Here is a 24,862-nt window from a genome sequence, read left to right as displayed (position 1 = left end):
GACGAAAAAGTTGGAAGGTAATAAGGCCCGATGAAGAATTTTATCAAGTCCATGACTACCTTGGTTGAAACGTTGCAAGCGCTGGATCAAGTGATTAATCACGAACAAACGATACTGTGCTCAGGCCGCGTGAACGGAGCGGCCCTGCAGCATATCACCGAGCAAAAGAGCTCATTGCTCGCTACGGTAGACTATCTTGATAAACAGCGTCGTCAGCATGACGAACGTCTGAAACAAAGTGCCCCCTACTCCCGTCAGCCGGAAATCGCCGCGATGTGGAAAGAGGTGGTGCAACTGACCACCAAGCTGAGTCAGATCAATCGTCACAACGGCATGTTGCTGGGCAAACAAATTGCTTACAACACCGAGGCTTTGGCTATTCTCAACGCCAGCCAGACACAAAAATTCTACGGACCGAACGGGCAGGAAACTGTATCCGGGCAAACCGTCAGGAAGATTTCCGTTTAGACCGGAACGGGCACGGTTTTTCACTCGCCGTGAGGGCGGGCAGATGATCGGGAAAGTTTCGGTTTTCAGTAACTGTGATCACATAACTCCTTGCGCCTAAACCGACAAAAGAGACCCAGGACGGGGCCTCTTTTGACTCTCCGCGTCTTTTTACTGCGCGGTGCCTTCATTTCGGTGTTCGGGCCTTTCGGTCTCGAAATACTCATTCAGCAAGCTTTCTGAAAGCGGCCGGAAGCTATGCAAATCTGCAATCCTTTGAAAACGTTCTCTTCCCCTTGCATGCACTTTTAATCAGTTCAGATTGGCGAACCTTTCTAACGTTGAAGGATCCTTTTCTACCCGTTTGATCAACAGTATGGCCTGTTTATTGGGTGAGTGATGAGCTGCAAACCTGCCGTATTTCCTTCACCAGCGCCTGTGCGGCGGGGGAAAGCAGGCTTCCTGCGCGGAAAGTCAGGCCGATGGCGCGATGCGTATCGGCCAGATCCAGCGGCAGTTTTATCAGCTCGCCGCTTTCCAGTTCGTGTTCCAGCTGGCGGGCGGAAACGGCGGCCAGCATATCTGAACCGAGCAGCAAGCCGCGCACAATGCCCAGATCGCCGCTTTCCACCACCGGATCGGGCGGCGGGATTTCCATCGCGGTAAAGCTGTTATCCAGTAACCGCCGCGCCGGGGTTTCTGCCCGCGGCAAGACCCAGCGCGCGGTACGCAGATGTTCCTGCGTTACCGGTTCGCTGAGCAGCGGATGCCCTTTTCGCGCCAGGATGACCATGCTTTCGGTGAACAGCGTTTCCGTCACCATATCCGCCGCATAATCGCTCGAACGCAGCGCGCCGAAGATAAAATCCACCTCGCCCGAACGCAGCTCGGACGCCAGCGCGCTGAACGCACTTTCATTGGTGATCACTTTGACGCCACCGTAACGCTGTGTCAGCCCGATGATCGCTTGTGGCAGCAAACGTGTGCGCCCGAGCGGCAGTGCGCCGACCTGCACCGTGCCTTCCAGCACGCCACGGCGGGCGGCGATATCGGCGGGAATATGCCGCAGTTCGTTGAGCGCACGGCGCAAATTCGGCACGATATCCTGCCCGGCCAGCGACGGCATCATGCCGTGCGGCGTGCGTTCCAGCAGCGCCTGACCTGCACCGTTTTCCAACACCTTCAACGCCGCGCTGACCGCAGGCTGGCTCAGCCCGAGCAGCGTGGCGACCGTCTGCATATGCCGCGTTTTACACAGTGAAATGAAAATTTGCAGGCGCCGGACATTAAACAAATACAGCGGTTCGGTTTCACTGCGCGTTTGCCCGGCTTTGCCGTGTAATTTCGCCAGCTGCGACGGGATCAGCCGCAATTCGGCAATCGCCCGGCGCGCACGCGGCAGCACGCATTTACCAAAATCGGTGAGCAGCATTCCGTTGGCATGACGTTCAAACAAAGGCACGTCGAGAGCCTGTTCCAGATCGCGGATCGCCCTCGTCACCGCCGACTGCGTGCGGTAAAGCTCATCGGCTGCACGCGATACACTTCCCTGATCGACCACCTGACAAAAAGCGCGTATTTGCATCAGGTTACTCAGCATCTCGTCTTGTGCCATCCCCTTCTCCCGTCAGGCTTTTTTTCGTGACATCCCTCAGCAATATAAATAAAACGCATACCCCCTGCAATCAAATGAATTACCCGCCGCAGGCACGGACTGACAGCATGGAACTCAGGCAATCAGCTCACCCTAAACCCAGGACATAGTCATGACTCAGCCAAAAAAAGATGAAAGCAAAAGTGCATTAGTCGTCAGCGCCCACTCCGCCGATTTCGTCTGGCGCGCAGGCGGTGCCATCGCGAAACATACACAGGCCGGTTACGCCGTTCACATCGTTTGCCTGTCTTTCGGCGAGCGAGGCGAATCCGCCAAACTGTGGCGCAAAGGCAATATGAACGAAGAGATTGTGAAAGCGTCGCGACGCGAAGAAGCGATGGCCGCGGCTGAGATCCTCGGCGCCACCGTCGAGTTTTTTGATATGGGTGATTACCCGCTGCGCGCTGACAAAGAATCGCTGTTCCGTCTGGCCGATGTTTACCGCCGCGTGCAGCCGCATTTCGTCCTGACCCATTCACTGAAAGACCCATACAACTACGATCATCCGATGGCGACACATCTGGCGCAGGAAGCCCGGATCATCGCGCAGGCCGAAGGTTATAAGCCCGGCGAAACCATCATCGGCGCACCGCCGGTTTACTGTTTCGAGCCGCATCAGCCGGAACAGTGTGAATGGAAACCTGACGTACTGCTCGATATCACCGACGTCTGGGACAAAAAATATCAGGCGATTCAGTGCATGGCCGGTCAGGAACACTTGTGGGAATACTACACCCGTGTCGCCCAGCAGCGCGGCGTGCAGGCCAAGCGCAACGTCGGCATCACCAGCACCAAAAACATCGTTTACGGCGAGGGTTATCAGAGCATCTTCCCGCGCGTGACGGAGGATTTAGCATGAGTCTGGTCGGTAAAAAAGGCGTCGTGGTTCGCCATATTCCACGGGCAAATAAAGCCGACGTTTCGGCACTTGCGGCTTTCGGTGTCGCAACCGTGCATGAAGCGCAGGGCCGCAAGGGGTTGCTGGATGCGGGCATCCACCCTATTCAGCAGGATTGTGCGATTTCCGGCAGCGCTGTCACCGTGCTCACCGCTCCGGGCGATAACTGGATGTTCCATGTGGCTGTCGAACAATGTCAGCCGGGCGACATTCTGGTGGTTGCGCCGACATCGCCCTGCTCTGACGGGTTCTTTGGCGATCTGCTGGCCACGTCGCTGAAAGCGCGTGGCGTGGTCGGGCTGGTGGCAGATCTCGGTGTGCGTGACACCAAAACGCTGCGTGATATGGGATTTCGCGTCTGGTCGCGGGCAGTTCATGCACAGGGCACCATCAAGGAAACGCTGGGTTCGGTGAACGTGCCAGTGGTCTGCGCCGGACAGCTGGTGTATCCGGGCGATGCTGTCGTCGCCGATGATGACGGCGTGGCAGTCGTCCGCCGTGAAGAAGTCGCCCATGTCGTGCAGGCCAGCCGGGAGCGCGAAGCGCTGGAAGAGAGTAAACGCGCAAGAATGGCCGACGGCGAACTCGGGCTGGATATCTACAATATGCGTCCGCGTCTGGCTGAAAAAGGGCTGAAATATTTCGATTCCACTGAAGAATTAGAACAAGCCGAAAAACGCTGAGGAGCCGATATGCCGCAGACCCGAATTCCCTGCCTGCTGATGCGCGGCGGAACCTCGAAAGGCGCGTTTTTTCTGGCGGATGATTTGCCGCAAAATGAAAAGCTGCGCGACCGCGTGCTGCTGGCGGTGATGGGTTCTCCCGATCCGCGCCAGATAGATGGTCTTGGCGGCGCCGATCCGCTGACCAGCAAAGTGGCTATTATCCGCCCCTCTGACCGCTCTGACGCCGATGTCGATTACCTGTTTGCGCAGGTTAACGTGGACAAAGCCGTGGTGGACTACGGCCAGAACTGCGGCAATATTCTGGCCGCCGTCGGCCCGTTCGCCCTCGAACGGAATCTGATTGCCGCCCGAAACGGCATCACGCCGGTGCGTATTTATATGGAAAACACCGGTCAGATTGCCACGGCACATGTCCCGGTAGAAGACGGTCAGGTTTGTTATCAGGGCGATTTGCACATCGACGGCGTACCGGGAACGGCGGCAAAAATCAGTGTGGAATTTGCCGATATCGCCGGTTCCAGCTGCGGCGCATTGCTGCCGACCGGCCACGCCCGCGACACATTCGACGGAATCGACGTCACCTGTATCGACAACGGCATGCCGGTGGTTCTGCTGCGTGCGGCAGATTTAGGCCGCAGCGGCTATGAAAGACGTGAACAGCTCGACGCCGATTCGGAGCTGAAAACGCGTCTCGAATCGATCCGTTTACAGGCCGGTTTCAAAATGAATCTCGGCGATGTGACGCAGCGTACAGTGCCTAAAATGACACTCATCGCGGAACCGCGAAACGGCGGCGCAATATCCAGCCGGACGTTCATTCCGCACCGCTGCCACGCCTCGATTGGCGTACTCGGCGCGGTCAGCGTCGCCAGCGCCTGCCTGATCCCAGGCAGCATCACCGAAGGACTGGCGCATACGCCTTCCGGCGACACGCCGTTAATCAGCGTCGAACATCCGACCGGCGAATTCAGCGTGGAATTACAGCTCGATCCGGCAAAAACCGGCGCTGAACGCCTCACAGGTTGTGGTCTGTTACGCACTGCCCGTCTGATTTTCGAAGGACGTGTTGCGATCCCCGCCAGCGTCTGGGACGGGCGTCAGGAGAATCATCATGAATAATGTTACGCGCATTACCTTAATTGGCCTCGGTGAGGTCGGTACCATCCTGGCGACAGATTTGAAAAAGCTTAATCCGTCGCTGGATATTGTGGCATTCGATAAGCAGACCGGTTCCGCAGTCATCCGGCAGCGCGCCCGCGCGGCAGGAGTGAGCTTTGCATCGTCAGCAGAAGATGCGGTTAAGGACAGTCAGATTATATTTTCCGCCGTCACCGCCGCCGAAGCGCTGAATGTGGCTGTAGCCGTCGCCGGTCATCTCGCCCCCGGCCCGTTTTTTCTCGATCTGAATTCCGTTTCACCGCACACCAAACACGAGGCGATGGCGTTAATTGAACAGGCTGGCGGCAATTATATCGACGTCGCGGTGATGGCACCTTATCCGCCTGCCCGATTGAAAACTCCGCTGCTGCTGGGCGGCACGCAGGCGTATGCCATCAGCGAATGGCTGAACGAAAACGGCTTTAACAGCAAAGTACACAGCACCACTGTCGGAGAAGCGTCCGCCATTAAAATGTGCCGAAGTGTGATGATCAAAGGCCTCGAAGCCCTGACCGCCGAATGCCTGAGCGCTGCGCGTCAGTACGGCGTCGAAAAAGAAGTGCTGGCCTCGCTGCACGCCAGTTTCCCGTCACTCGGCTGGAATGCACAGTTACCGCATTATCTGATCAGCCGGATTGCGGAACACGGCAAGCGCCGCGCCGAGGAAATGCGTGAAGTCGTGAAAACGCTCGCGGATGTGGGTGTCGCGCCCAATATGAGTGCCGGTACGGTGCTGGCCCAGCAAGAGCTGGTGGATTCGCTGGCCGAAAAGGGGATCCGGTATTCGGATCTGGAGCCGTTCGAGTGGGAGAGGACCGTGGATCTGTTGATGTCGGGTCGTACATCGTGACGACTTAACATCAAAATCAAGACTTTGGGTTGCCACCCAAACTGGCCCTAAGGTCAAGACCTTGGGTTGCCACCCAAACTGGCCTCAAGAGGCGCCTGTCGCCGCGCCTCTTAAGAATCTCCGGCTCTTTTACTGCGCGCTCTGCTCGCTGGCTATATTTCAGGTACCGCAGCGACAGGCTGGAAATCTTGCCGCTGCGCGGTTCCTTCTCCCGGTCCTGGAGCCTTTGGTCTCCAGGCCGCTCCGTTCAGCAAGATTTCTGAATCGCCCGCACGATCTTAAAGTCAAAAGCAGACTTTTTTTCATCTTTTAGAAAAGTGGATTGGCGTGATTAAAATTCAGCTGAACGGAGCGGCTTCGAGACCATAGGCTCGAAGACCGAGAGAAGGCAGTGCGAAGCACCTGGATTTGCGCCACCCGCTAATGCGCCGGAACATGTCCGTCGTGCCTGCGACAGCGCGCAGTAAAAGAGCCCGGGGGGTCTTGGGGGGTGGCGGCGACAGGCCGCCCCCCAAGTCGGTGTGGGCCGACGCCCACGACTTTGACCTTAAGGCCAGTGTGGGTGGCAACCCAAGGTCCTGACCTTGACCTGGAAATAATAAAAAAAGCGCCTTTATGCCCGCTCCGGCATAACCCGATGACATCTCGCCACCACACCCCCTGCCCCGCAGACAAGCTCCTGCGGCAGCTGGCAGCCGTCACCTGCCAGCGGACAGCGTTCGCGAAAATAGCATCCCATCGGCAGGTTCCGGTTGCTCGGTAATTCCCCTTTTTTATCGACGACGCCGTCATCTAATAGCCGTCCGGCACGGGGAACGGAATCAAGCAGCAAACGGGTGTAAGGATGCTGTGGTGCTGTCAGCACTTTTTCCGCCGCGCCCAGCTCTACGATTTGCCCGAGATACATCACCGCCACGCGGTCGCTCATGTGACGAACCACCGACACATTGTGAGAAATCAGCACATACGTCAGATTGCGCTGTCGTTGCAATTCCACCAGCAAATTGAGGATTTGCGCCTGCACGGAAATATCCAGCGCCGAGGTGGGTTCGTCGAGCACAATGATATCCGGCTCTGAGGACAACGCGCGGGCGATGGAAATACGCTGGCGCTGACCGCCGGAAAATTCATGCGGCAGACGGTCGAGGTATTCTTTGCGGATGCCGACCTGCTCCGCCAGTGTGGCGGCGAGTTCACGGCGTTCGCGGCTGCTGTTGTGTTTCTGCACAAACACCGGTTCGGTGATAATCCGCCAGACTGGCAGACGCGGATCCAGCGACGATTGCGGATCCTGAAACACCATTTGCATGCCGGAACCGAACCAGGAATTATCATGACGCGCACGGTGAATTTCTCCGCTGCTCGGCTTTTGCAGCCCCATCAGCAACTGAGCCAGCGTGCTTTTACCGCAACCGGACTCACCGACTATCCCCAGCGTTTCACCGCGGATGATATTCAGATCCAGTCCGTTGAGCGCATGGACGTAACCGGTCGGTTTACCGCGCCAGTTAAAACTGGCGGGGAAACGCACGCGGACATCCTGCAATTCGACTAACGCTTCAGTAATCATCAGGAAAGCTCCTCAGTGCGTTGGATGGGATTTTGCGGGTGCCAGCAGGCCACCGACTGACGCGGAAATTGCGGCAACGGCGCGAGCCCCGGCGTTTGGGTGCAGCGGTCATCGGCGTGATTACAGCGTCCTCGAAACGCACAGCCCTGCGGCAGTTTTGACAGGTTCGGCACCGTGCCGGGAATGGCTTTCAGCAGGCTGCGCGGTTCGCCATTTTCCGGCGCGGCCTGCAACAGGCCGATGGAATACGGGTGCGACGGCGAGTCGATCACGTCTGTCGTGTTGCCGCTTTCAATCACATGCCCGGCGTACATCACGTAAACGCGGTCGCAAAGTTGCGAAACGACCGCCATATCGTGAGTGATAAACAGGACGGCGGTACCGCTGGCACGGGCTTTGCGCTGCAAAAGGCGAAGAACCTGACGCTGCACGGTAACATCCAGTGCGGTGGTCGGTTCGTCGGCGATAATCAGTTCCGGTTCACAGGAAAACGCCATTGCGATCAGCACGCGCTGGCGCATACCGCCGGAAAGTTCGAACGGATAACGCGACATCACCTGCTCCGCGTCGGCAATTTGCATATCTTCCAGCAGGCCGGTGGCTTTTTTCCAGGCCTGCGCTTTGCTGATCTTCTGGTGCAGACAGATAACCTCACACATCTGTCGCCCGATTTTGCGCGTCGGGTTCAGCGCATTCATCGGTTCCTGAAAAATCATCGCCACCCGCGCACCGCGCAGCGTACGCATCTGTTCTTCGCTGGCGTGAACCACATCGGTGCCCAGCATGCGCAATTCGCCGCCCGTCACGGTAAAACCATCAGGGGGTAACAGGCGCATCGCCATCATCGCCGTGACCGATTTACCGGAACCGGATTCACCGACCACGCCGACAATTTCTCCGGCACTGACCGACAGCGATACCTGATTCAGCGCTTTCACTTCGCCGCCGTAAACCGGGAAAACCAGTTGCAGATTGTCGATTTCCAGAACCGGCGCGTTGTTTTGTTCAGCCATTTCAGCGCCCTCTGCTTTTCGGATCGAGCAGGTCGCGCAGACCGTCACCGAACAGGTTAAAACCGGTGGCGGTGATCAGGATCGCCACGCCGGGGAAGGCCGAATACCACCACTGGTCGAGAATATAATTACGGCCATTCGATACCATCGCCCCCCATTCTGCCGTCGGCTGTTGCGCGCCAAGGCCGATAAAGCCGAGCGTCGCCGCCATCAGAATCGAGGTGCCGATATCGAGTGATGCCTGCACCACCAGCGGCGGCATCACGTTTCGCAATACGTGCCAGGTGATCAGATGCCAGCGCGACGCGCCAAACGTTCGCGTGGCCTGCATGTACGCCTGATGGCGCAGCATCAGCGTCTGTCCGCGCGCCAGCCGGACGTAAAACGGAATGCGCACCACGGCAATCGCCAGCATCGCGTTGAACAGACTTGGGCCGAGCGCCGCCGCGAGCGCCATCGTTAAGACCAGCGACGGCACCGACAGCATGATGTCCATGCAGCGCATGATCAGCGCATCGACGACTCCGCCAACCACGCCGGAAAAACAGCCCAGCAGTGAGCCAATGGTGCCCGCAATGATCACCACTGCCAGCCCGGCGGCGACCGACTGCTGGCTGCCGATCAGCACGCGGCTGAACAGGTCGCGCCCGACTTCATCGGTGCCAAACCAGTGCGCAGCAGACGGTGCCTGCAAGCGGTCGGTCAGGCTGATGGCGTTCGGATCGTGCGGCACCAGCCATGGCGAAAAAATCATGATAAACAGGACAATGAGCATGATCGCCAGCCCGAGCATCGTCAGCGGGCTGCGGCTCAGCAGATGGAAAGTCCGCCGCCAGGTGGCGAAGCGCGGTTTGACGTCCGGCGGCACAATACCCGCACGGTGGTTATTCACGCCAGGTTCAATCACAGACATTCACTCACCCCTCCCGGCCAATGCGCGGGTCAATCCACACATACAGCAAATCCACGCACAAATTGACGATGACGTAAGCAAACGACACCACCACCGCAAAGCCCATCACCGCCGGGAAATCCAGCGCCTGAATCGAATTCACCACATAAGCGCCCATGCCCGGCCAGGCAAAAACCGTTTCGGTCAGCACTGCGCCGTAAAGCAGATCGCCCATCGCCAGCCCGAGTACGGTCACGGACGGGATCAGCGCATTCGGCAACGCGTGGCTGAGGATCACGCGCCAGCGCGACAGCCCGTTAGCGCGCGCCGTGCGGATGTAATCCTCACTCAGTTGCTCCAGCATCGCCGAGCGGATTTGCCGCGCCACAATGCCCATGTGGACGAACGCCAGCGTCAGCGCTGGCATCGCCAGATGTTGCAAACTGTTCCAGAAGGCGTCCCAGTTGCCGGTCAGCAGCGAATCGAGGACATAAAAGCCGGTGATATTTACGGGCGGATCCATCCAGTCATCCAGTCTTCCACCGCCCGGCAGCAGGTTCAGATGACCATAGAACAGGATGATGACACCCAGTCCCAGCCAGAACGCTGGCGTGGAAATTCCCAGTACGGAAAGCAGACGCACCAGGTGATCCGGGAATTTATTGCGATATACCGCTGACAACACGCCCAGCGGAATGCCGAGCACGATGGCCAGAAACAGTGCGCTGACGGCCAGTTCCAGCGTGGCGGGGAAGAAAGCCTTGAGATCGTCGAGCACCGGTCTGCCGGTGCGGATCGACGTCCCTAAATCACCGTGTAACAGGTCGCTCACGTAACGGAAAAACTGCACATACAAAGGCTGGTTCAGCCCGAGTTGCTCACGGATATGTTCGACCATTTCGTTGCTTGCGCGATCACCTGCCAGAAGACGCGCCGGATCGCCGGGGATCATGTGCGAGATGATAAAAGTGATGACGCAAACGCCCGCCATCACCAGTATCAAACCCCAGCATCGCTGACGGATCAGAGTCCAGAAAGTCATAATATCTCCGGTCAAATGCCCTAAATAATTCGAGCTGCAGGAAGGCGGCCAGCTCACAAGTCCCCGGGAACAGGGATGAACCCTGTGACCGGGGCGACTGAGCGCAGCCAACGCACCTGCGGTTCGAAGTATGACGGGGATTTATTGTTTGCTCATTTGCGCAACGTTAAACACCTGTTCAAGCATCGGGTTGAAAACGAAACCTTTGACGTCTTTGTTCATCGCGACCTGATAATTTTTCTGGAACAGATAGACATACGCCGCTTCGTCGATGACGATTTTCTGCGCCTGCTGGTAATAGTCCGTGCGCTGTTTCTGGTCAGTGACTGACACCGCTTTTTTCAGCAGCGCATCGACGTCAGGATTGGAATAAAACGAACGGTTGCCCGGCAGCCCTTTTTTGTCGGACTCGAACCAGTAGTTCATGAACATGTACGGGTCGGCGAAATCCGGGCTCCAGTTACCTATCGAAATATCGTAATCACCCTGCCCGATACGGTCGCGCATGGTGGCGTTCGCCAGTTTTTCCAGCTTCACGTTGATCCCGGCCTGACCGAGGCTGGCCTGTACGGCAAGCGCGATGGATTCCCAGTTCGGATCGTTATCGGAATAAAGGAAATCCAGCGTCTGAGGTTTGTCTTTCACTTTGCCCAGATCGGCTTTCGCCTGCGCCAGATCCAGAGTGTATTGTTTGGCCGTCGGGTCAAAACCCCACATGCCATCCGGGATTGGCCCGCGCATCTGTTTAGCATTACCGCCGAGAATGCCCTTCACCATGCCCTGATAATCCACCGCAGACGAAATCGCGCGGCGCAAATCCACCTGGTTAAGCGGCGTTTTGGCGTTATTGAGATACAGATACGTCACGCGCAGCGACGGGAATTCTTCCACCGCGACTTTGTCTTCTTTTTTCAGCGCCGCCAGCTGGTCCATCGGCAGGGAATCAGCAATGTCCAGATCGCCGCGCGACAGTTGCAGACGGCGTGTGGCGCTCTCACCAATAATCTTAACCGTGACGCGTTTAAAAGCCGGTTTTTCGCCGCTGAAATGCGGGTTCGGCACCAGCACCAGTTGCTGACCTTTCTGCCAGCGATCCAGTTTATACGGGCCGGAACCGGCAGTATGACCGGCCAGCCAGGCTTTGCCTTCATCAGCCGGATTGGCTTTAGCAATCGCCGGATTCACAATGCCCGCGCCGTCATTAGCCAGCGTATACAGGAACGGCGCGAACGGCGTTTTCAGCGTGAACGTGACGGTCAGGGGATCCACCACCGTCACCGCCATGTCTTTTGGAAAGGCTTCCGACGGCCCCTGCGCAATTTTCATCAGGCGCTCAAACGACCATTTCACCGCATCGGCATTGACGTCGGAACCATCATCAAATTTCGCGCCCGGTTTGAGTTTAAATGTCCAGACCAGCTGATCGGGTGAAGCCGTCCAGCTGGCTGCAAGATCGCCTTCTACCTGCGTTGAGCCTTTGCCGTTTTCGGTTTTATACTGCACCAGACGCTGATACGCCGGATACGTAACCGTCCAGTCGTTATTGTCGATGGTCACCGCCGGATCCAGCGTTTGCGGATCAGCCGCTTTACCAATCACCAGCATGTCTTTCGGAACGGCGGCCTGCGTGGCAAAACTCAAACCTGACAGGGCGAGAAAAATGGCACCGGCGACCTGCGTTTTCGTATTTTTGCGGAACGTGTTAATTGCTGTGTTGCTCATCATAGAACTCCTGGCTCTGTCAAAAAGTGAGAAGAGACGTGCAATGATTACGCGGCATTCACCGGCGGATAGCAGCCGAACCGCTCCTCCAACAACGGATACGTTTTGGCATCCGGTAATTCAAAGTGCCACCACTCGCTGGTGATACCCTTAAAGCCGCCCGCCGCCATCACGGCATTGAGCAACAAACGGTTACGCTGAATTTCTGGCGGTAAGTCGGGATAAAACGGATGCGAAACTTCGGTCATTTCATCAAAGCCCGCGCCCATATCCAGCACGTCTCCCCGCGCATCCAGCAAGGTCAGATCCACCGCCACGCCGCGGCTGTGGTGCGAACCAAGTTTGATATCCACGACGTAATCCGGATTCGGAAATGCCGCCCATAAACAGGCCTGCGCGGCCTGCGGCCGGTAGGCGTCGTAGATTTTCAACCGGAATCCCGCCAGCTTCGCGACCTCATTGCAGCGCACCAGCGCAGCCGCCGCATCGGGATGTAACAAACAGCGCGCTTCGCGATAAATCGGCTGACCGGTCAGGTTATCGGCGGTGGCATATTTCAGGTCGATCACCGCGTCAGGCAGGCTTTCCGCCAGGTCAATCAGGGCAACGTCGGGTATTTTTGTGTTCATCAATAAACTCTGTCCGCTGGTGGTAGAAAATTACGATTCAAATTGTCCGAGCTGTTTCTGCAAAATCCGGTTGTTGGCCAGCCGCTGTTCCACATCGTTCCCGCGCAGTTCCAGCACTGAAGAACACAGCAGGTTGAAGAGGCAGCTGAGCGGCGCCATCGAATCCCAGAACTGACCGGTATCCGTTTTCACCTGCAATAAATCAACCGGATAATCGCGCGCCCACGGACAGTAAATGTCGGTGATCAGCGCCACGTTCAGCCCGCGTTCGCAGGCCGCTTCACAATAGGTTTGCGCCATTTTCGAGTAAGCGCGGGTATCGGTCACCACCAGATAAGGCTGCGCGAATTCCGAATTGAGCGATTCCACGTAAGTGCCGGAAAGCCCGTCGGCGAAATAGACTTTCGGGCGAAGATATTCGAGATAGCTCGCAAAATTATTGGCGATACCGCGCACCGACTGAATGCCGAGAATAAACACCGCATCGGCCTCTGCCAGACGGCGGCTGACCTGGGCAAAACTGTCGGTCTGCGCCAGCTGATACACGTGATTAATGGCTTCGAGCTCGAGCGCCAGTGACTGTTGCAGCTTTTCCTGCTGCGGCTGTTTGCTGCGTTCGCGGTAAGCGCCAAGGCGATCGGTCACCACCCAGGGCTGATAAGACGAGCCGCTTTGCAGGCGCAGCGTTTGTTTGAAATCATCCAGGTTGCGATAGCCCAGACTGCGCAGATAACGCCCGACAGAAATGCCGCTGGTCGCCGCGCTGCGCGCAATGCTGTCGGCAGTTTCGAAAGGAATTTGCGCCAGATTCGCCAGCAGATACCCGGCAATGCGTTTTCCTGTCGGCGTTTGCGCGGAGAATGACGCTTCGATTTGTTCAATCACATCCTGCGCTGGCTGCATCGGTTAATCCCCTGTTGCTGTTTTTGTTGCTTCATTGTCAAAAAACTAGCCGCTGTTAGTAAAATAACAATGCACGGGGTGTGCCAACTCCCACAAATGTGTGAAATTTGTGGAGCAGATCGGAAAATATGACGTTTTAATGAACAGAAAGTGGCAAAGAACGTGCTAAGCAATTTGTAAAACGCTGCTTGCGCGCAACCACCGCACAACAATCAGGCAACTTGTGGTTGTTTTTAGTGCAAACGCTTTCCGGTAAGCTGAGAAAAGAAGTAAAAAAGGGAGAGGATTTAATCGCTTTGTCTTAAGAGTCAACAAGTTGGATATTAAGAGAGCACTCAGACAAGTTTTTGCGTTAACCCTTTGACATGCCCACAGCCAGTCGCTATTATTCGCCCCGTTCCAACGATTCCTCTGTAGTTCAGTCGGTAGAACGGCGGACTGTTAATCCGTATGTCACTGGTTCGAGTCCAGTCAGAGGAGCCAAATTAGAGACGCTTGCTTAAGGAAACTTAAGCGGGCGTTTTGCTTTCGCATTAAGACTGACTCTTATTTCTGTCGTGATACCAGACTTCCAAATCCCCTGCTCTCATCGGCCTGGCATAAACATATCCCTGCACTTCGTCACAGCCCAGTGCACGTAATATCTCTACCGTTTTGTCATCTTCCACACCTTCGGCCAGCACCACATAATCAAGTTGCTTAAGTAACCTGACAACGTTGCGCACAATGATGCGGCTGGATTTATCGCTGGCAATCTTACTGACAATCGAACGGTCAAGTTTAATGATGTCCATAGGGATCTGACGCAGATAATTGATATTGCTGTAGCCCGAACCAAAGTCATCCAGTGATATTTTGAATCCGCGTAACTTCAGCATTTCAAGCCCGTTGAGAGCCGCCGGGCTTTCCAGCATTTTCTCCGTTTCCAGACATTCCACACCGAGTAACGCGGGAGTGAGTCCGGCGTTTCGCATTTTATGGTCGAGTTCATCCGCAAAATCTGGCCGCGAAAAATCGCTGGCGGCCAGATTAATAGAAACAGGCAGAGAAATACCCTGACTGCGCCACTGGCCTAACTGGGCGATAGCATGATCAATCACCCACCCCGTGAGTTCCCGCATCAGGCTGGTCCGCTCCACCAGCGGGATAAACAACCCGGGCAAAACCTCACCGTGCGTCGCGTGTTTCCAGCGCAGAAGCGCTTCGACGCCCGTAATCTGACCGTTCAGCAAAGAAACTTTCGGCTGATAAACCAGATACAATCCCCGGTCTTCGTGGAGTGCCTCTCTCAGACCCGTGAGCAGGCTGAAATCATTTTTCTTCCGGTTATCCAGCACCTCATCGTAGGTCATATACCGGTGCCCGTGACTTATTGCTTCATGCAAAGCACTAACAGCGCGACGCAGAATTTCACCCGGCGTCATAGCGTTATCACAACACCCTGAATCGCCGATATGAATATCCAAATCCAGCGGAACCTCAGGGCTGATTTTGGCCTGTATCCCCCGTAAGCGCTTGGCGACATTTTCGAGGGCCGAATTCTCTTTATCATGGGTGAAATAGGCAAACCGCCCCACTGCCACGGCGTAAAGTTGTTCGGTCAGTTGCAGCCGGGCCTGAAGCTGCACCGCCATGTCGCGCAATAAATTTTCCACGACGGTCATGCCCAATGACCGCGCCATTTCGTACGCAAACGGCATGTCGATACAGTCAATGATGACGAGTTTAAACGTGCTCTCTTTTGACACAGAGATATCTTTAAGCATCCGCTGCCGGTTCGGCAAGAGTGTCACAATGTCGATATATCCGACGTTATGCCAGGACGCCAGAAAGCCCGACACTAACCCGGCCAGCTGTTCAAAAATATTGATCTGCTCGCCGGACAGAGTGCGCGGTTGAGTATCTAAAAGGCACAATGTCCCTACTGCGACCCCATCCTGCGTTTTGAGCGGGCAACCGGCATAAAAACGAACAAAAGGCGCCTCCGTAATGGCGTCGTAAGTTTTGAAATCTGGATGCCGGTGGGTATCCGGACAAATATACGTTTCGCCCTGTTCCAGCGTATTTGTGCAAAACGCTTCGCCGAGGTTCGTTTCCGTCACCGTCATATTCTGGGCTGATTTAATGTACTGTTTTTCATCATCCAGAACGGAAACAAAGCACATCGGCATATCGAATAGCTGACAGGCCAGAAGTGTATATTTTTTTAACGCCTCGTCCCGAACCTCATCGTGGCTCTTAAGCAGGTTTATCGCTGCGCGCTTTTTACTTTCATCGCTGCGGAGATCAGTCAACATAGCAATACTCCGGTATAATGAGTCTTTTCTATTCTCTTGCCTGTGGTCATACCTTCGTTAGCCTGACAAAGGTGACAACATTGGCGTCACATCACATCCTATCGCCACATCATAAAGTTTCCCAGTAAATGTCGGCGGCAACTATGTCAGGCTGCCCACACCGTATTGTGAACAGGTTTCCTAATAAAAAACCCCTGCCGGCGGTCTGTGCGGGAATATCCGTCACGTGTAACTCTTGAAAATATTATGATTGCTAATGTTTTTATCCGTTTTTTAAAAAGATATAACGCTTAAAATCAGTCAATTAGATTTGTTTCATCGATCAATAGATATTTATCAATAGGTTTTATCATAGGAAAAATCGATCAATATGTGTTTATTAATTCGCGAAAGTGATCAATGATCACCTCTGCAAAATGGCGGACTTTTAAGGAGGAAATGATGTTGCGTTTAAATTTTCAAGTCTCATGCAAATTCAGATGTGAGCCTATCTATAGTGTCGGAGGTTTACTACACGCAGTCGAATTATTAACGGGCTTCGAAGGTGGATACAGCGGCGGAAAAATCGAACCTCAAAAATTTATCAGTTCCCTGGATACAAAATCTAAACACGAATTATTGCTAGCACAGCTAAATGAAATTAACGCGCGCTCCCTGTTTTTCAAACGTAATAAATTGCTTTGTTCCCTTAATATCGACCAAAGCATGGCAATTATGATACTCGAAGATCATCATATAAAAGAAATCCTGGACAGTAATGATTTTATAAGACTGGAAATATCTGAACGTTTTCCCAAAATAGATAAATTAGAAGGCAATATACTGGTAGACACTCTGTCCGGAAAATATAAATTATGGCTCGACGACTACGGTACTGATTTCAGCAATATAAATACTCTGAAGAACACTCAATTTGAATCAGTCAAAATAGATAAAAAATTCTTTTGGGAAAATGGTGATTCCGTCATGTGGCCAACCATTATTGATAATATCAACCAGTATTGCAACTCAATCATTGTTGAAGGTGTTGAAACCGGAACCCAGCTAAGAAACCTGCGATATAGCGGCGTCTCCTGTGCACAAGGTTTTCTATTCCCTTCCGTTCCCCTGGAAGATATCGAAATTCTGATACCCGGGAAAGGTCAAACTCATTTATAAATACGTTAACTTATCCTGTGGACAATAACGATAAATGAATCATCTGCCGCGGCGCAAAAAGCAACAATGTCAGGCGGCGGATTCACTGAGTATCATGGTCTTATTTTTCCCGCTCGTTTTAGCTTTATATAGCGCGTTATCAGCGGTTGCTATGGTTTCAAGCACAGATTGTATGTCATTGTGTTCAGCCAGGCCTATTGAAACGGTGACATGTACTTCATGGCTGTCTAACTTTATGTTGCTATCCTGGATAAGGAGCCTGATGTCTTCTGCTATCCTGGCCGCATTTGCTAAGTCAGCGTTTATAAAAACAATGAACTCTTCCCCGCCGTATCTGCCAACGAAATCATTGTCTCTGACATTTTCCTTCACAAGATAAGCAATTCTTTTAATGACTTTATCTCCAAAAGGATGCCCGAAGGTATCATTCAAATATTTAAAGTTGTCAATATCCAGCATGAGCACACAGAATTTCTCACCATAGCATTCATTCAGCGATTCAATATAGGCGTCAATACTTCTTCGGTTGTTAATCCCTGTAAGTGGATCCGTTTTTGAAGCCATTTTGAAAAATAATTCTCTTTTAGATAAATTAATTAAGTTATTTAAAAAAACATAGACCAGCGAGATATAAAGCAAACTGAGGATGGTTTTGATAATTGCGAGAGCCCAATAACCATTTTCGTTGAGCGCACTGACGTGCGTGAGCAGATTAAAGGCTTGCGCAATGCAGTATGCATATATTACATAACGGATCCGCATCCGCCCCCTGAGATTAAAAACCAGCAACATCACAAAATAAACAAGAGAAAACGCATCATAAAATGTCGATATTCCAAATAAAAACACAGTACTTATAATCAGACTTGCAAAGAATGTTGGATATCCGAAAACAATAAGCCCAAAAGTGATTGGAGATATAACAACACTATAAATACTTGTATTATTTTGTTCCCCGATACTGAATAAATAAATGCTAGCCAAACCAAGGACTATTCCTAGCAATATTTTTAATGATACGTGTTCGCTCAGCGCAGATCTGTAGTTTATCAATGGAATGGAGATACAAGTATAGGTAATGCATATCCCCACGAGCGTGTTAATAAACGTTAACTCTATGAAGTCCATAACAAGGTAGCCACTGTAATTAAATCACACGGAAGATTGTATCTTTTCCACAAACAAGTAACAAGGAAGCCTGTCAGGCAGAAACTGGCGTTTTATCAGGAATATTTTCTTGTTTTTCCGAAGACAGACTTTCCGGTATACGTAGCGTACACGTTTTTTCCAGAATATTATTGTTTCAGCCTGGAAAAAGCAGGTTTTATAACTAAAAAATTTCACCCATGAATTCAAAAGATTTCAGGTTGATAAAAGATAATTCATTAATTTCTCTAAAGTGTTGACATCTTTGTAACTCGAAATAAGACCTTTGTTATGGGTTTTTATATTTCAAGCCCTCACAGACAGGCTACTCCGCAACATGTACCAGGATAACTTTATAAGAAAACAGACCACTTCATATTTATTCCGTTTAATTCAGGCCGCGCTCTGCCGTCCCTTACACAACTTGATCAGCTTTATCAGATTATATTTATTCCTCAATATTAACCCTGCCACACGATCCCGGATTTATAAATCAGACGGACAAAAATGGTGAGCTAATAAATTGGATTTTATTCTTTAGTTTTAAATTGATGAGGTGGTTTATGAGTAAGAACTATGACGATGATTTGCAGGAGCAACCGGCGAAAAACTCAAGCATCTGGACGCGTGCAGACGCTTTAAAAGTGAATGAAAATGACCCGACCGGATGGGGTCTATGGCTTTGTCAGCAACGAGATTTTTGGACCTTATGTTCCGCTGAACGGTTCAGCATTGGTGCTGGGGAATCGGCCATCCCAGCCCTTCCAGACCTACTCGCGCTACGTCATGCCGAGCTTTTAGCCACTCCCCGTTGACTAAAACGTCTCCCTGAATGCTCTGTGAGCGTCTGACACAATACTCCGAAATTCTGCTTGACCCTTTGGGGCTGTCTCCCTATAGTAGCGCCCCGTTGCAGCGCTTGCGGTGTAACAAATCCGGTGAGGTGTCTGAGTGGCTGAAGGAGCACGCCTGGAAAGTGTGTATACGAGTAATCGTATCGAGGGTTCGAACCCCTCCCTCACCGCCATATAAAAGAAAAAGGTCCTGATGAAAATCAGGGCCTTTTTCTTTAGCAGCAAACCGAAAGTCAGTATATAAACCAGCGCCGTTTAGAATTCAAAGGCCGCTTTTTCCAGCGCACAGCTAGCCATTCAAATTCCTGATAAGTCGTTGTGGATTTCACATCCTCTCTCAAGGCTTTTATCAGAGGTTCCGCAATATCCCAGGTGTCGATCACTGTCGAATACGAAGTCCGCTTAATCATCTCTTCATCATAAATACCGCTACGGATAGTGACCGCCACCCGCTCATAGAAGTTAAGTATGTATTGGAATTTGCTCCGTTCCCGTATTTCTTCATCTGTAACGGTCGATGATCCGACAGCAAAAACAAACGAACGGAAAGATTTTCCTGAGAGATGCGCTTTCTTCAGTACATGCAGGGAATGCACATAACGGGCGTCGCTACGGCTTTCAAACAGAAAAACAGCCGTCTGCGTTTTTCTGGCGATACTGACATTATAAATAATCGTGCTGATGGCTACGATCACGCCAATCAGCAAAATGATATTACTCAGCAACTGTAGCCTTAAAGCATCTAATCCCATGATTCTCATCCATGAAAAAGGCGGGCTTTACCCGCCTGTGTGAGGTCAACATCCTTTAGAACCAGTCGTATTCATCAAACATTGCTTCCATGACATCCTCCGGCAACTGTGGTCATTACGTTTTCATGTTATGAAAACATGTAATAAATTCAACATCCTGCTGAACTTCCTGAGCACAAAATACGCACAATAAAACCGGCTTGCAATACTGTATGAACAATTCAGGAATGCGTCTCGCAAAAATCTACATCTTCGCCAGCATCAGACCGGCTCTCAGCCCCAGCGCGACGTTCGGGTTTGGGAACAGCACCACTTCCTCCTCTTCTGCCACCCGATACGTTTTGCCGGTTTCTTTCGCGATGACCTCACCCTTTTTAAAAGGCGTAAAGTTCAGCGCATCGGCGGGAACAAACAGATGAAAATCTTCCTGCGAGCGGATCACATCCTGCACCACGCGAAAATGCAGCATGGGCTTGCCGGTTTCACGGGCAGGCAGAGGCTCGCCGCTGACCAGGGTTTCCAGCCCGTGGCGGATCCCCGTGAACTGTGAGTGATCGTTGCTGCCAAACGGCAGCGCTTTACCCAGTTCTAACGTACAGCTGTCGGCCTGAAACACCTCGCTGCTGAAATGGGTAAATGTGCCCCCCGGCGAACGGTGATGCACCAGCGCGTCCAGCCCGCACGCGCTGAGCCATGCCAGCATCGCCTCGCTTTTTGGTCTGGTCTGCAACGGCAACAACCCGAAGCGTACATGCAGGGAGCCGCGAATGGCGGTGTGTAAATCATAATGAAAACGATGTAAGGCACCCGCCGCCGTGGCGCTGCGGTAAAACAGCGCCATCGCCTGCTCGAGTTCCTGCGCGCGTCGCGTTTCATCATTCGGGGTATAACGTGCGTGACGCCCGCCAAACATGCGGTTCATATCGGCGTCAGCAAACCGCTTATTGAGTCGCATTGATGCCGGATTGCCCAGTAACACCAGCAACCGGACCCGCAGCGCTCTTGCGCCGGAAAGCAGCTCGCCGGTCAGCTGATTCAGCAATTCTATCGGCGCCGTCTCATTGCCATGAATACCCGCCGAAATCACAACGGCGGTGTCACAAGGCACACGCGGCGACAGTTCGAGAATGCCCTCGCCGCGCCACTGCCAGTCCAGCGTTTCGGTTTGTCCGGCCGGTTCGGTGACCGGCCCGCCCGCCATCGTCACCGCTAACAAATCAAACATAACTCACTCCTTTGAGGGTCAGCGCTGGAACGGGTAAACGGCACCCAGCCCGAGAATATTGGTCAGCTCATCCAGCGCAGTGCGCACTTCGGTCAGCAGTTGCGGATCCGCCAGGTCTTTGGCTTGCATCCGGTCACGGTAATGCGTATCCACCCACGTATTCAGACGCACAAACTGGCTGTCGCTCATGATCGACGCCACATTCACGGCGTTCAGCTCATTCCGGTTGAGCGCCACGCGCAGCCGCAGACAGGCCGGGCCGCCGCCGTTGCGCATACTTTCACGTAAATCAAACACTTCTATCTGATTAACCGGCCCGCCGCTTTCGACTAATTCGGACAAATAGGCCCAGACGCCGCTGTGCTGTCGTGATTCTTCCGGCACCACTAACAACATTTTGCCGTCAGATTTAGTCAGAAGCTGGCTGTTGAAAAGGTACGTTGCCACAGCGTCATCCAGAGAAACCTTCGCCTGCGGCACTTCAATCGGCTGGAAATCCAGTTCAAGCGCGGCCATTTTGCGGCGGATTTCGCTGAGCGCACTGGCCGTATTCACAAACGCCTGCTGATGATGGAACAGCACGTTACCGTTGCTGACCGAAATCACATCGTTATGGAAAACGCCGCTGTCGATTGCCTGCGGATTTTGCTGGATAAATACCGTTCTTTTTTCATCGAGCTGATGCAAACGCGCTACCGCGTCACTGGCAAGACGCGTCTGGCGTGCCGGATAACGTACCGGTTCGTTTTCGCCGGTCGTCAGCCCGTCTCGGCCATACACAAAAACCTGCACGCCGGGTTTGTCATACGCGCCACATAACCGGTTATGGTTGGCGGCACCTTCATCGCCTAACGCGGCCACCTGCGGCAGCGCTTCGTGATGCGCGAAATAACGATCCGCGTGGAACGTCGCCCGCAAAATGGCGGAGGTGGTTTCGGCTTCTATCGCACGGTGGAATTTATTATTCAGGTTAGCGACGGTGAAATGCACGCGCCCGTCTCCGCTGTCCGCCGAAGGGGAGACCGTCGCCGCATTTGCCACCCACATGGATGACGCCGAGCTCAGTGACGACAACAGGCGCGGTGAATACGCCTGCGCTTTTTCCAGCACTTCACGATCGCTGCCGCCGAATCCCATCTTACGTAACGTGCTGAGATGTGGCCGTTCGTGAGGCGGTAAAATCCCCTGCGCAAAGCCAAGATCGGCAAGCGCTTTCATTTTCAGCAAGCCCTGTTTCGCCGCCAGACGCGGATTGGCGACGGCGTTCTGATTTTTAGTCGAGGCTTCATTGCCGAAAGACAGCCCCGCGTAGTGGTGCGTTGGCCCGACGAGTCCGTCAAAATTAGCTTCACATCCAGACATTCCAGCGCTCCTCAGGTTGTGCGGAAATCAACACCCGGCGACAGCGTCGCAGGAAGTTCCAGCTTGTCTGTTTCCAGCGAGGCCATCGGCCACGCGCAGTAATCCGCCGCATAATAGGCGCTCGGGCGATGGTTACCGGAAGCGCCGATCCCACCGAATGGCGCGTTGCTTGACGCGCCGGTCAGCGGTTTGTTCCAGTTCACAATCCCCGCCCTTGCTTCCAATAATAGCTGCTCAAACTGAGCACGCTCTGTGGAAATCAACCCGGTCGCCAGTCCGAAACGCGTCTGATTAGCCAGCGCAATGGCATGATCAAAATCGCTGTAGCGGTAAATACTCAGCAAGGGCCCGAAATATTCTTCATCAGGAATACCCGCCACACCGGTCAGATCGATGATCCCCGGCGTCAGCACGGTATTGAGCGGATCCGGACGTGTCAGTAACAGCAAAGGCTTTCCGCCGAGCGCCAGTAATTCGTCCTGTGCTTTCAGCATATTGCGTGCTGCCGCATCAGAAATAACCCCGCCCATAAACGGCTGCGGATCGTCATTCCAGCCGCCGATGCGCAGTTGCATGGTCACGTCCAGCAAACGTGCGATAAACGCATCACCTGCCGCGCCTTCTTTTACCAGCAAACGGCGTGCGCAGGTACAACGCTGCCCGGCAGAAATAAACGCGGACTGAATCGTCAGGTTAACCGCAGCATCGATATCCTCAACCGGTTCGACGATCAGCGCGTTATTGCCACCCATTTCCAGCGCCAGAATTTTTTCCGGTTGCCCTGCCAGCTGGCGATGCAACTGATACCCCGTTCCCGCGCTGCCCGTAAACAGCAGCCCGTCGATATTCCCGCAGGCCGCCAGCGCTTCGCCAGTCGTGCGCCCGCCCTGCACCAGATTCAGCACGCCTTCCGGTAAACCGGCCTGCTGCCAGAGTTTCACGGTTTCTTCCGCAGTTTTCGGCGTCAGCTCGCTCGGCTTGAAAACGATCGTATTGCCCGCCAGCAGCGCCGGAACGATGTGGCCATTTGGCAGATGTCCGGGGAAGTTATACGGCCCGAATACCGCCAGAACGCCGTGCGGACGGTGGCGTAATACCGCTTCGCCGTCCGGCATCGCCGTATGTTTTTCACCGGTACGTTGCTGGCTGGCCTCCAGAGAAATGGCCACTTTGCCGATCATCGCCTGGATTTCTGTCAACGTTTCCCAACGCGGTTTGCTGGTTTCCTGACTGATGATTTCCGCCAGCCGGGTTTTATGTTCGTTCAGTAAATCCGCAAAACGTTTAATTACCTCGCCACGTTCGGCCACGGTTTTACGTGCCCAAGCCGGAAACGCCGTGCGTGCTGCCGTGCAGGCCATTTCGACGTCTTGCGCGTCAGCGCTCAGTGCCGACCATAGCAACGTGTTATCCGCCGGATTGGTTTTACTAAGCTGCGCGCCTTGCCCGCTGCGCCACTGGCCCTGAATAAAGAGTGCTGGTTGCATCATGCGAGACTTTCCTTTTTGTGAAATTGTGTCGGTTGGGTAGCGCTGCTGCCGGGAAAAAGTGCCACGGCGCGCAGGCTGTCGCCTTCACGAACGCCGAGCATGTCAGCTTCGCGGGCGTTTAACTGAACAGATTCCGGCGAATCGCCGCCAGGGATCAGCAAGGCGCGAAAATTCTGGTACTGCTCGTTGGCGACCAGGTATTGTGGCTCGTCACGATCAGCGCGATGTTCTGCCAGCCTGACCGGAAACAGGCGGCTTTCTCTGACGGCGCGCAGCGAATCAATTTCGCCTTCCAGCGTCGGGCCTGCGTCAAAAATATCGACATAACCTTCGTAGCGCAGCCCTTCGCCTTCCAGCACCGCGCGCGCCGGGGCGGTTTGCGGATGGACGGCACCAATCACTTCCCGCGCTTCGTGGCTGAGCAGTTCGGTGTACAGCGGATGCTTCGGCATCAGTTCGGCGATAAAAGATTTTTGCCCCATACCGGTCAGGCGGTCGGCTTCGGCGAATTCCATACCGAAGAAATGCCGCCCGACGCTGTCCCAGAAAGGAGAACGCCCGTTGTCGTCGGACATCCCGCGCATCTCCGCAATCACCTTACGGGAGAAATATTCGCGAAAAGCCGCCAGAAACAGGAAGCGAACTTTTGATAACAGCTGGCCATTTTTCCCGTGGCGATAATCCGGGTCGAGGAATAGCGTACAAAGTTCGGTGTAACCGGTGTGGTCGTTGCTGAGAAACAGCGTCGGCACCGGTTTGTAGATATTCAGGCTTTTTGAAGCGTGAACCAGCGTGCCGAGGCGGAAGTTATACCAGGGTTCGCTCAGCCCGACGGCTACTTCGATGGCGCTGACACCCACGACTTTTTCAAGTTCCGTGTCTTCGAGCACAAACAAATAACCCTGATCGGCCTTCTCAAGGCGACCTTCCCAGGTCGCCACCGAACGCTCAATGCGTCCGCGTAAATGCGCTTCATCCTTGGGCAAAGACGTTAAACCGATGCCGGTTTTGCCTGACAACAGCAGGATATCGGCGAGATCGCCGGGCCGCACAGGTCGAATCAACATCATGATGCTCTACCTCTTTCATCCCAAAGCTTATTTATGCCAGACCA

General features: G+C 53.7%; 22 protein-coding genes and 2 tRNA genes. 9 read left to right on the top strand and 15 right to left on the bottom strand.

Annotated features, from left to right (window positions below):
* Positions 1-30: 30 nt before the first annotated feature.
* The gene (locus M2403_RS17820; protein ID WP_152326910.1) at positions 31-468 is read left to right on the top strand and encodes a flagella synthesis protein FlgN; all 438 of its coding nucleotides are present in this window, start codon (positions 31-33) and stop codon (positions 466-468) included.
* A 364-nt stretch (positions 469-832) separates the two neighbouring features.
* Here M2403_RS17820 and M2403_RS17815 read toward each other — a convergent pair whose 3' ends face one another.
* Positions 833-2,062 carry a LysR family transcriptional regulator gene (locus tag M2403_RS17815; protein WP_165057938.1) on the bottom strand — a complete coding sequence of 410 codons (1,230 nt, stop codon included), beginning with the start codon at positions 2,060-2,062 and terminating at the stop codon, positions 833-835.
* 151 nt (positions 2,063-2,213) lie between these two features.
* On the opposite strand from M2403_RS17815, the gene galB reads away from it, so the two are divergent.
* From galB to M2403_RS17795, 4 genes are read left to right on the top strand one after another with little or no spacing between them, the layout of a single operon-like run.
* Positions 2,214-2,960 (top strand): 4-oxalmesaconate hydratase, encoded by a 747-nt coding sequence (gene galB / locus M2403_RS17810; RefSeq protein ID WP_259230338.1) that lies wholly within the window; start codon positions 2,214-2,216, stop codon positions 2,958-2,960.
* The gene (locus M2403_RS17805) at positions 2,957-3,682 is read left to right on the top strand and encodes a 4-carboxy-4-hydroxy-2-oxoadipate aldolase/oxaloacetate decarboxylase (protein WP_259230336.1); all 726 of its coding nucleotides are present in this window, start codon (positions 2,957-2,959) and stop codon (positions 3,680-3,682) included. The genes galB and M2403_RS17805 overlap by 4 nt, the downstream gene beginning before the upstream one ends.
* 9 nt (positions 3,683-3,691) lie before the next feature.
* Positions 3,692-4,804, top strand: coding sequence for a 4-oxalomesaconate tautomerase (locus M2403_RS17800; protein ID WP_259230334.1), 1,113 nt, complete (start codon positions 3,692-3,694; stop codon positions 4,802-4,804).
* Positions 4,797-5,693, top strand: coding sequence for an NAD(P)-dependent oxidoreductase (locus M2403_RS17795; protein ID WP_259230333.1), 897 nt, complete (start codon positions 4,797-4,799; stop codon positions 5,691-5,693). Before M2403_RS17800 ends, M2403_RS17795 begins: the two co-directional genes overlap by 8 nt.
* 613 nt (positions 5,694-6,306) lie before the next feature.
* Here M2403_RS17795 and M2403_RS17790 read toward each other — a convergent pair.
* The 7 genes from M2403_RS17790 to M2403_RS17760 all read right to left on the bottom strand — a co-directional run bounded on the left by M2403_RS17790 (position 6,307) and on the right by M2403_RS17760 (position 13,464).
* A complete protein-coding gene (locus M2403_RS17790; RefSeq protein ID WP_259230330.1) occupies positions 6,307-7,263 on the bottom strand; it encodes an ABC transporter ATP-binding protein in 957 nt (318 codons plus the stop codon).
* The gene (locus M2403_RS17785; RefSeq protein ID WP_259230329.1) at positions 7,263-8,276 is read right to left on the bottom strand and encodes an ABC transporter ATP-binding protein; all 1,014 of its coding nucleotides are present in this window, start codon (positions 8,274-8,276) and stop codon (positions 7,263-7,265) included. Before M2403_RS17785 ends, M2403_RS17790 begins: the two co-directional genes overlap by 1 nt.
* Position 8,277: 1 nt before the next feature.
* Entirely contained in the window at positions 8,278-9,189 is a 912-nt protein-coding gene (gene ddpC / locus M2403_RS17780) for a D,D-dipeptide ABC transporter permease (RefSeq protein WP_152326901.1), read from the bottom strand.
* Positions 9,190-9,193: 4 nt separating this feature from the next.
* Positions 9,194-10,210, bottom strand: a complete 1,017-nt coding sequence (locus M2403_RS17775; protein WP_208952444.1) for an ABC transporter permease — start codon at positions 10,208-10,210, stop codon at positions 9,194-9,196.
* 141 nt (positions 10,211-10,351) lie between these two features.
* Positions 10,352-11,935: an ABC transporter substrate-binding protein gene (locus M2403_RS17770; protein WP_217153725.1), complete on the bottom strand. Its 1,584-nt coding sequence runs from the start codon at positions 11,933-11,935 to the stop codon at positions 10,352-10,354.
* 44 nt (positions 11,936-11,979) lie between these two features.
* Complete coding sequence (ddpX, locus tag M2403_RS17765) at positions 11,980-12,561, bottom strand: D-alanyl-D-alanine dipeptidase (protein WP_152326899.1); 582 nt, start codon at positions 12,559-12,561, stop codon at positions 11,980-11,982.
* Positions 12,562-12,591: 30 nt separating this feature from the next.
* Positions 12,592-13,464, bottom strand: coding sequence for a MurR/RpiR family transcriptional regulator (locus M2403_RS17760; RefSeq protein ID WP_152326898.1), 873 nt, complete (start codon positions 13,462-13,464; stop codon positions 12,592-12,594).
* Between the two features lie 407 nt (positions 13,465-13,871).
* Between M2403_RS17760 and M2403_RS17755 the strand changes: the two genes are divergently transcribed.
* Positions 13,872-13,947 (top strand) — tRNA-Asn (locus tag M2403_RS17755).
* 50 nt (positions 13,948-13,997) lie between these two features.
* On the opposite strand, the gene M2403_RS17750 is transcribed toward M2403_RS17755, so the two are convergent.
* A complete protein-coding gene (locus M2403_RS17750) occupies positions 13,998-15,761 on the bottom strand; it encodes an EAL domain-containing protein (protein WP_259230327.1) in 1,764 nt (587 codons plus the stop codon).
* 399 nt (positions 15,762-16,160) lie between these two features.
* On the opposite strand from M2403_RS17750, the gene M2403_RS17745 reads away from it, so the two are divergent.
* A complete protein-coding gene (locus tag M2403_RS17745) occupies positions 16,161-16,919 on the top strand; it encodes an EAL domain-containing protein (RefSeq protein WP_152326896.1) in 759 nt (252 codons plus the stop codon).
* A 69-nt stretch (positions 16,920-16,988) separates the two neighbouring features.
* On the opposite strand, the gene M2403_RS17740 is transcribed toward M2403_RS17745, so the two are convergent.
* The gene (locus M2403_RS17740) at positions 16,989-17,903 is read right to left on the bottom strand and encodes a GGDEF domain-containing protein (protein WP_259230326.1); all 915 of its coding nucleotides are present in this window, start codon (positions 17,901-17,903) and stop codon (positions 16,989-16,991) included.
* Between the two features lie 810 nt (positions 17,904-18,713).
* Here M2403_RS17740 and M2403_RS17735 point away from each other — a divergent pair.
* A complete protein-coding gene (locus tag M2403_RS17735; protein ID WP_310503643.1) occupies positions 18,714-18,866 on the top strand; it encodes a glycoside hydrolase family 68 protein in 153 nt (50 codons plus the stop codon).
* Positions 18,867-19,002: 136 nt separating this feature from the next.
* Positions 19,003-19,092 (top strand) — tRNA-Ser (locus M2403_RS17730).
* Positions 19,093-19,152: 60 nt separating this feature from the next.
* On the opposite strand, the gene M2403_RS17725 is transcribed toward M2403_RS17730, so the two are convergent.
* From M2403_RS17725 to astA, 5 genes are all read right to left on the bottom strand, one after another.
* A complete protein-coding gene (locus M2403_RS17725; protein WP_152326894.1) occupies positions 19,153-19,671 on the bottom strand; it encodes a DUF4760 domain-containing protein in 519 nt (172 codons plus the stop codon).
* A gap of 244 nt (positions 19,672-19,915) precedes the next feature.
* The gene (gene astE, locus M2403_RS17720; protein WP_259230325.1) at positions 19,916-20,896 is read right to left on the bottom strand and encodes a succinylglutamate desuccinylase; all 981 of its coding nucleotides are present in this window, start codon (positions 20,894-20,896) and stop codon (positions 19,916-19,918) included.
* Between the two features lie 18 nt (positions 20,897-20,914).
* On the bottom strand, positions 20,915-22,258 hold the full coding sequence (astB, locus tag M2403_RS17715; protein WP_259230324.1) for an N-succinylarginine dihydrolase: 1,344 nt from the start codon (positions 22,256-22,258) through the stop codon (positions 20,915-20,917).
* Positions 22,259-22,269: 11 nt separating this feature from the next.
* Positions 22,270-23,748, bottom strand: coding sequence for a succinylglutamate-semialdehyde dehydrogenase (gene astD / locus M2403_RS17710; protein WP_259230323.1), 1,479 nt, complete (start codon positions 23,746-23,748; stop codon positions 22,270-22,272).
* Positions 23,745-24,818, bottom strand: a complete 1,074-nt coding sequence (gene astA, locus M2403_RS17705) for an arginine N-succinyltransferase (RefSeq protein ID WP_152326890.1) — start codon at positions 24,816-24,818, stop codon at positions 23,745-23,747. Before astA ends, astD begins: the two co-directional genes overlap by 4 nt.
* Between the last annotated feature and the right edge of the window lie 44 nt (positions 24,819-24,862).

Source organism: Rahnella sp. BIGb0603, from assembly GCF_024808755.1.
GTDB lineage: Bacteria > Pseudomonadota > Gammaproteobacteria > Enterobacterales > Enterobacteriaceae > Rahnella > Rahnella contaminans.
The sequence above is the reverse complement of the archived record's forward strand: the minus strand, read 5'-3'. Positions and strand labels throughout refer to the sequence as shown.

What these genes read in the sequence shown, in the direction of transcription:
- M2403_RS17820 (WP_152326910.1), top strand. Translation starts at nt 31, where the DNA reads ATGAAGAATTTTATCAAGTCCATGACTACCTTGGTTGAAACGTTGCAA.
- M2403_RS17815 (WP_165057938.1), bottom strand. Translation starts at nt 2,062, where the DNA reads ATGGCACAAGACGAGATGCTGAGTAACCTGATGCAAATACGCGCTTTT.
- galB (WP_259230338.1), top strand. Translation starts at nt 2,214, where the DNA reads ATGACTCAGCCAAAAAAAGATGAAAGCAAAAGTGCATTAGTCGTCAGC.
- M2403_RS17805 (WP_259230336.1), top strand. Translation starts at nt 2,957, where the DNA reads ATGAGTCTGGTCGGTAAAAAAGGCGTCGTGGTTCGCCATATTCCACGG.
- M2403_RS17800 (WP_259230334.1), top strand. Translation starts at nt 3,692, where the DNA reads ATGCCGCAGACCCGAATTCCCTGCCTGCTGATGCGCGGCGGAACCTCG.
- M2403_RS17795 (WP_259230333.1), top strand. Translation starts at nt 4,797, where the DNA reads ATGAATAATGTTACGCGCATTACCTTAATTGGCCTCGGTGAGGTCGGT.
- M2403_RS17790 (WP_259230330.1), bottom strand. Translation starts at nt 7,263, where the DNA reads ATGATTACTGAAGCGTTAGTCGAATTGCAGGATGTCCGCGTGCGTTTC.
- M2403_RS17785 (WP_259230329.1), bottom strand. Translation starts at nt 8,276, where the DNA reads ATGGCTGAACAAAACAACGCGCCGGTTCTGGAAATCGACAATCTGCAA.
- ddpC (WP_152326901.1), bottom strand. Translation starts at nt 9,189, where the DNA reads ATGTCTGTGATTGAACCTGGCGTGAATAACCACCGTGCGGGTATTGTG.
- M2403_RS17775 (WP_208952444.1), bottom strand. Translation starts at nt 10,210, where the DNA reads ATGACTTTCTGGACTCTGATCCGTCAGCGATGCTGGGGTTTGATACTG.
- M2403_RS17770 (WP_217153725.1), bottom strand. Translation starts at nt 11,935, where the DNA reads ATGATGAGCAACACAGCAATTAACACGTTCCGCAAAAATACGAAAACG.
- ddpX (WP_152326899.1), bottom strand. Translation starts at nt 12,561, where the DNA reads ATGAACACAAAAATACCCGACGTTGCCCTGATTGACCTGGCGGAAAGC.
- M2403_RS17760 (WP_152326898.1), bottom strand. Translation starts at nt 13,464, where the DNA reads ATGCAGCCAGCGCAGGATGTGATTGAACAAATCGAAGCGTCATTCTCC.
- M2403_RS17750 (WP_259230327.1), bottom strand. Translation starts at nt 15,761, where the DNA reads ATGTTGACTGATCTCCGCAGCGATGAAAGTAAAAAGCGCGCAGCGATA.
- M2403_RS17745 (WP_152326896.1), top strand. Translation starts at nt 16,161, where the DNA reads ATGATCACCTCTGCAAAATGGCGGACTTTTAAGGAGGAAATGATGTTG.
- M2403_RS17735 (WP_310503643.1), top strand. Translation starts at nt 18,714, where the DNA reads ATGAAAATGACCCGACCGGATGGGGTCTATGGCTTTGTCAGCAACGAG.
- M2403_RS17725 (WP_152326894.1), bottom strand. Translation starts at nt 19,671, where the DNA reads ATGGGATTAGATGCTTTAAGGCTACAGTTGCTGAGTAATATCATTTTG.
- astE (WP_259230325.1), bottom strand. Translation starts at nt 20,896, where the DNA reads ATGTTTGATTTGTTAGCGGTGACGATGGCGGGCGGGCCGGTCACCGAA.
- astB (WP_259230324.1), bottom strand. Translation starts at nt 22,258, where the DNA reads ATGTCTGGATGTGAAGCTAATTTTGACGGACTCGTCGGGCCAACGCAC.
- astD (WP_259230323.1), bottom strand. Translation starts at nt 23,748, where the DNA reads ATGATGCAACCAGCACTCTTTATTCAGGGCCAGTGGCGCAGCGGGCAA.
- astA (WP_152326890.1), bottom strand. Translation starts at nt 24,818, where the DNA reads ATGATGTTGATTCGACCTGTGCGGCCCGGCGATCTCGCCGATATCCTG.